Genomic DNA, 5,523 nt, shown 5'->3' with positions numbered 1-5,523 from the left:
CACGGCCGCGGTCACCGCCGCGGTCACGGTCACCGCCACGACCGCCGCGGGCGCCGCGGCCGCCGGTCTCGCCGAGGTCCTCGATCTCCTCCGCCGCGAGCCCGGCACGGGTCCGCTCGGAGCGCGGCAGTATGCCCTTCGTACCGGCGGGGATGCCCAGCACCTCGTACAGGTGCGGAGAGGTGGAGTACGTCTCCTCCGGGTCGTCGAACGGCAGCTCGAGCGCCTTGTTGATGAGCTTCCAGCGCGGGATGTCGTCCCAGTCGACCAGGGTGACGGCCGTGCCCGACTTGCCCGCGCGGCCGGTGCGGCCGATGCGGTGCAGGTAGGTCTTCTCGTCCTCGGGGGACTGGTAGTTGATGACGTGGGTGACGTCGTCGACGTCGATGCCGCGGGCGGCGACGTCGGTGCAGACCAGGACGTCGACCTTGCCGTTGCGGAAGGCGCGCAGCGCCTGCTCGCGGGCGCCCTGGCCGAGGTCGCCGTGGACCGCGCCGGAGGCGAAGCCGCGGCGGACGAGCTGGTCGGCGATGTCCGCGGCGGTGCGCTTGGTGCGGCAGAAGATCATCGCGCGGTTGCGGCCCTCGGCCTGCAGGATGCGGGCGACCATCTCCGGCTTGTCCATGTTGTGGGCGCGGAAGATGTGCTGCGCGATGTTGGCGTGCGTCTGGCCCTCGTCGTCCGGCGAGGTGGCGCGGATGTGCGTGGGCTGGGACATGTAGCGCCGCGCCAGGGAGATGACCGCGCCCGGCATGGTGGCCGAGAAGAGCATGGTCTGACGCTTGGCCGGGAGCATCGTGATGATGCGCTCGACGTCCGGCAGGAAGCCGAGGTCGAGCATCTCGTCGGCCTCGTCCAGGACGAGGGCCTTGACGTGCGCGAGGCTGAGCTTCTTCTGGCCGGCGAGGTCGAGCAGGCGGCCGGGGGTACCGACGATGACGTCGACGCCCTTCTTGAGGGCCTCGACCTGCGGCTCGTAGGCACGGCCGCCGTAGATCGCCTGGACGCGCACGTTGCGCACCTTGCCGGCGGTCAGGAGGTCGTTGGTGACCTGCTGGCACAGCTCACGGGTGGGGACGACGACGAGCGCCTGCGGGGCGTCGGTCAGCTGCTCGGGGCGGGCCCGGCCGGCCTCGACGTCCGCGGGGACGACGACGCGCTCCAGGAGGGGCAGGCCGAAGCCCAGCGTCTTGCCGGTGCCGGTCTTGGCCTGGCCGATGACGTCGGAGCCCGAGAGGGCGACCGGGAGCGTCATCTCCTGGATCGGAAAGGGGTGCACGATGCCGACGGCTTCGAGCGCTTCGGCAATCTCGGGGAGGATTCCCAGATCTCGGAAAGTCGAGGGGTTCGAAGGAGTGGACAGGATCTTGCCTCTTCTGTGAGACGCGGCGGCGCTGGGCGGCGAAGGGGGTCGTACAAGGTCGTACGGACCGCGCCGGGGTACTGTCCGGCCTGGGGACGCCGGATGGCGCGGGACCACTGCCTTCGCTCGAGCACACGTGCCGCGAGCGGATCCCTCCTGGTGCACACGTCTCGTGTGCGCCGCGCGGAGGGCGGTCGGTTTTGGAAGCCGATCGGGCCACCGACCGGGCATCCGCTGGAGGTCCAGGGGCTGGGGCGAGCGAGGCCCCCGGAAGACACAGCATGGGACTGCCTGCCGACACACTCGACAGGCGCATTACCACTGTACCCCGGAAAGGCGCATGTGTGTCCGGACAATCCTTCGGACAGATCCGGATGAAGTAGCTGACCTGGGCCTTCACCGGGTTGCGAAGCGGGCTATTGTGCGCTCCATGGAGACGTCCGACAACGCTGAGAACGCCAACGAGCCCGCCGAGGCGCTCACCGGGATCGCCGCCCAGGACTGGGCTCAGGCATCCGCCGACCCGCAGTACCGCGCGGCGGTCGTGGACCTGCTGGGCGCGCTCGCCTACGGCGAGCTGGCCGCCTTCGAGCGCCTCGCCGAGGACGCGAAGCTGGCCCCGACGCTGGACGACAAGGCAGAGCTGGCGAAGATGGCCGCGGCGGAGTTCGGCCACTTCCAGCGGCTGCGCGACCGGCTGGCCGCGATCGACGCGGAGCCCACCGGCGCCATGGAGCCCTTCGCGGCCGCGCTGGACGAGTTCCACCGCCAGACCGCTCCGTCCGACTGGCTGGAGGGCCTGGTCAAGGCCTACGTGGGCGACTCGATCGCCAGTGACTTCTACCGCGAGGTGGCGGCCCGGCTGGACTCCGACACCCGCGCCCTGGTGCTGACCGTGCTGGACGACACCGGACACGCGACCTTCGCGGTCGAGAAGGTGCGCGCCGCGATCGAGGCCGAGCCGCGCGTGGGCGGCCGCCTCGCGCTGTGGGCGCGCCGTCTGATGGGCGAGGCGCTCTCGCAGGCGCAGCGCGTGGTCGCCGACCGCGACGCGCTCTCCACGATGCTGGTGGGCGGCGTGGCCGACGGCTTCGACCTCGCGGAGGTCGGGAAGATGTTCTCCCGGATCACCGAGGCGCACACCAAGCGCATGGCCGCGCTGGGCCTGGCGGCCTGACGCTTCCGGCCCGGGCTCCGGCCCGGGCCGCTCCGGCCCTCTTCAGGCCGTGGCTGATCGGCGGGCCCGGTCCCCCTGGCGCAGCAGCAGGGACAGCAGGGCCACGGCCACTCCCAGTGACACCGCCAGCGTGGCAGGCGTGTGGCCGGGGCCGAGCACCGAGTGGGCGAGCAGGGCGCCGAAGAGCGCCGCGACGGGACCGGTGGCCAGCGTCAGGGGCCGGGAGCGGAACTGCCCGTACCGCTCGGGCAGCCAGCGCAGGGCGCCGTAGGAGACGGCGAGTCCGATGAGGACCGAGCCGAGCGCTTCCCACAAGATCATGGTCACTTCCCTCCCGTGCCGGGGCGAGGAGCGGGTGCAAACCGGTCGAAGCCGTACTACCCCTCGGGGATGCGCGGCAACCCTCGTCCGTTCTGCACCGGGGTGCACCCGTAAAGACAACGGCGGGGCCCCGGTGATTCCTCACCGGGGCCCCGCCGTGCGAAGCCTCTGCAGCCTCCGAAGCGCGGGCTCAGAGCGCGCCGAAACCGACCTTGCGGGTCGCGGGCTCGCCGATCTCCACGTAGGCCAGGCGCTCGGACGGGACCAGGACCTTGCGGCCGCGGCTGTCCTCCAGGCTGAGCAGCGGTGCCTTGCCGGCCAGCGCGTCGGAGATCGCCCGCTCGACCTCCTCGGCACTCTGCGTGCTCTCGATGACGATCTCGCGCGGCGCGTGCTGCACGCCGATCTTGACCTCCACGGCTTATGTCCCTCCGAAGGTGTGGGTATTCGTCCACACATTAGCCGGTCGGGCGCCGGGTCAGCCCTGCTCGGGGGCGTTCTTCGGGAAGCCTGCGATGCCGCGCCACGCGAGCGAGGTCAGCAGCTGGACGGCGGTCGCGCGGGGCACCGTGCTCTCACTGGAGAGCCAGTAGCGGGCGACCACCTGGGAGACGCCGCCGAGGCCCACGGCCAGCAGCATCGCCTCGTCCTTCGACAGGCCCGTGTCCTCGGCGATGACGTCGCTGATCGCCTCGGCGCACTGCAGCGAGACCTTGTCGACGCGCTCGCGCACGGCCGGCTCGTTGGTCAGGTCGGACTCGAAGACCAGGCGGAAGGCGCCGCCCTCGTCCTCCACGTAGGCGAAGTAGGCGTCCATGGTGGCCGCGACGCGCAGCTTGTTGTCGGACGTGGAGGCCAGCGCGGTGCGCACCGCGTGCAGCAGGTTCTCGCAGTGCTGGTCCAGCAGGGCCAGGTAGAGGTCGAGCTTGCCGGGGAAGTGCTGGTAAAGGACCGGCTTGCTGACCCCGGCCCGCTCGGCGATGTCGTCCATCGCCGCCGCGTGGTACCCCTGTGCGACGAAGACTTCCTGGGCTGCGCCCAGCAGCTGGTTGCGTCGGGCTCGGCGCGGCAGGCGCGTGCCCCGCGGCCGCGCCTCGGTCTGCTCGATGGCTGTCACGCCGCCTCCCATGATCGTTCACTGCGCGGTGTGCACCGCGTCCGCCATCGTACTTTTGGGTAACCCGGGCGTGCGTGGTCGGAGCGGAGAATTTCACGGACCGGACGCTGTGGGAAGTTGACAAAATCCTGACAATTGGCGCAGGTCAGCCCATGCCCCCGCGGTCATCCCCGATCAGCGGTAGTCGTCCTCGTCCAGGTCCACGACACGCGCCTGCTCGGCGGCGTCGGCCACATTGGCCGCGGCGGGGTCCAGGAGGGCGAGCGGGTCGTCGCGGTGCTGAGCGAGGTCGGCGTGCTGCTCCGCGGCGTCGGCTTCCGGGGTCTCGGCGTCGAACTCCGTCACGTCGGCGTCCTCCTCGTCGAAGTCTTCGAACGTCTCGGGGTCGCTCGGGTCGACAGGCATGCGGAACCTCTTTCCGGTATCCGGGATGTGCGCCCTCGTACTCCTTGCGGTCGAGCCTAGGAGACAAGGCCCCGTGCCGCCAGGTGATCTGTGACGCCCGCCACAACAGGCCCGGCGTGATCGTCTCGTAACATTGCCCGCATGTCTTCGACCGAGTCACCGGATGCCCGCACCGTTCCCGTGGTGCCTCCCGGTCGGCCCTCGCGCGTCAGCGAGGGCGAGGAGGTCCGTACGGTGACGCTGCCCGGCGTCACGCTGGCGGTGCGCTCCCGCCCGCCCCGGACCGAGGGGCTGCCGCCCGCGCTGTGCATCCACGGCCTCGGCGGCTCCTCGCAGAACTGGTCCGCGCTCATGGAGCTGCTCGCCGGCGACACCGCCTGCGAGGCGCTCGACCTGCCCGGCTTCGGCGACTCCCCGCCCCCGGACGACGGCGACTACTCGATCACCGGCTTCGCCCGCGTGGTCATCCGCTACCTCGACGCGAGCGCCCGCGGCCCCGTGCACCTCGTCGGCAACTCCATGGGCGGCGCCATAGCGACCCGCGTGGCCGCCGTCCGCCCGGACCTCGTCCGCACGCTCACCCTGATCTCGCCCGCGCTGCCCGAGCTGCGCCCGCAGCGCACGGCGGTGCCCACGGCGCTGCTCGCGGTGCCCGGCGTGGCCCCCCTCTTCGCCCGGATGACGAAGGAGTGGACGCCCGAGCGGCGTACGCGTGACGTCCTCGCGCTCTGTTACGGAGACCCCGGACGAGTGACATCCGAGGGCTTCGCCCTGGCCGCCGCCGAGTACGAGCGGCGCCTGGAGCTCCCCTACTTCTGGGACGTCATGGCCCGCTCCGCACGCGGAGTGGTCGACGCATACACCCTTGGGGGCCAGCATTCGCTGTGGCGGCAGGCGGAGCGCGTCCTTGCCCCTACTCTTCTGGTCTACGGAATGCGCGACCAGCTCGTCTCCATCCGGATGGCCCGCCGTGCCGGCAGGACTTTCCGCGACTCGCGGTTGCTGACACTGGTGGAATCAGGACATGTCGCCATGATGGAGGACCCGGACGCGGTGGCTCGTGCCTTCCGCGACCTCCTCGCGGACCACGCCACTGCCGATCGGAGCGCCTCGCCTCGTGGGTAAACACAGCGCACGCGC

The 5,523-nt window shown here is 71.2% G+C and carries 7 protein-coding genes; 2 read left to right on the top strand and 5 right to left on the bottom strand.

Translation table 11 applies throughout. The features are described from left to right. A partial coding sequence (locus V7793_RS32540; RefSeq protein WP_443058043.1) for a DEAD/DEAH box helicase occupies positions 1-1,255 on the bottom strand: 1,255 nt, incomplete at its 3' end. A gap of 538 nt (positions 1,256-1,793) precedes the next feature. On the opposite strand from V7793_RS32540, the gene V7793_RS32535 reads away from it, so the two are divergent. Continuing rightward, positions 1,794-2,540 (top strand): ferritin-like fold-containing protein, encoded by a 747-nt coding sequence (locus tag V7793_RS32535; RefSeq protein WP_058046122.1) that lies wholly within the window; start codon positions 1,794-1,796, stop codon positions 2,538-2,540. A 42-nt stretch (positions 2,541-2,582) separates the two neighbouring features. Here the strand turns inward: V7793_RS32535 and V7793_RS32530 are convergent, their stop codons facing one another. The 4 genes from V7793_RS32530 to V7793_RS32515 form a co-directional block, all read right to left on the bottom strand. Then, positions 2,583-2,861 carry a hypothetical protein gene (locus V7793_RS32530; protein ID WP_179082515.1) on the bottom strand — a complete coding sequence of 93 codons (279 nt, stop codon included), beginning with the start codon at positions 2,859-2,861 and terminating at the stop codon, positions 2,583-2,585. Between the two features lie 190 nt (positions 2,862-3,051). Further along, complete coding sequence (locus V7793_RS32525; RefSeq protein WP_058046123.1) at positions 3,052-3,279, bottom strand: DUF3107 domain-containing protein; 228 nt, start codon at positions 3,277-3,279, stop codon at positions 3,052-3,054. Positions 3,280-3,339: 60 nt separating this feature from the next. Then, on the bottom strand, positions 3,340-3,978 hold the full coding sequence (locus V7793_RS32520) for a TetR family transcriptional regulator (protein ID WP_168094459.1): 639 nt from the start codon (positions 3,976-3,978) through the stop codon (positions 3,340-3,342). 174 nt (positions 3,979-4,152) lie between these two features. Continuing rightward, positions 4,153-4,383 (bottom strand): hypothetical protein, encoded by a 231-nt coding sequence (locus V7793_RS32515; protein WP_168094458.1) that lies wholly within the window; start codon positions 4,381-4,383, stop codon positions 4,153-4,155. A gap of 141 nt (positions 4,384-4,524) precedes the next feature. Here V7793_RS32515 and V7793_RS32510 point away from each other — a divergent pair, with 141 nt between their 5' ends. Beyond that, positions 4,525-5,508, top strand: coding sequence for an alpha/beta fold hydrolase (locus V7793_RS32510; RefSeq protein WP_336013297.1), 984 nt, complete (start codon positions 4,525-4,527; stop codon positions 5,506-5,508). Positions 5,509-5,523 lie beyond the last annotated feature (15 nt).

The sequence above is a fragment of the Streptomyces sp. KLMMK genome, from assembly GCF_036961605.1.
Lineage (GTDB): Bacteria > Actinomycetota > Actinomycetes > Streptomycetales > Streptomycetaceae > Streptomyces > Streptomyces telluris.
This window is presented reverse-complemented; position numbering and strand designations above follow the sequence as displayed.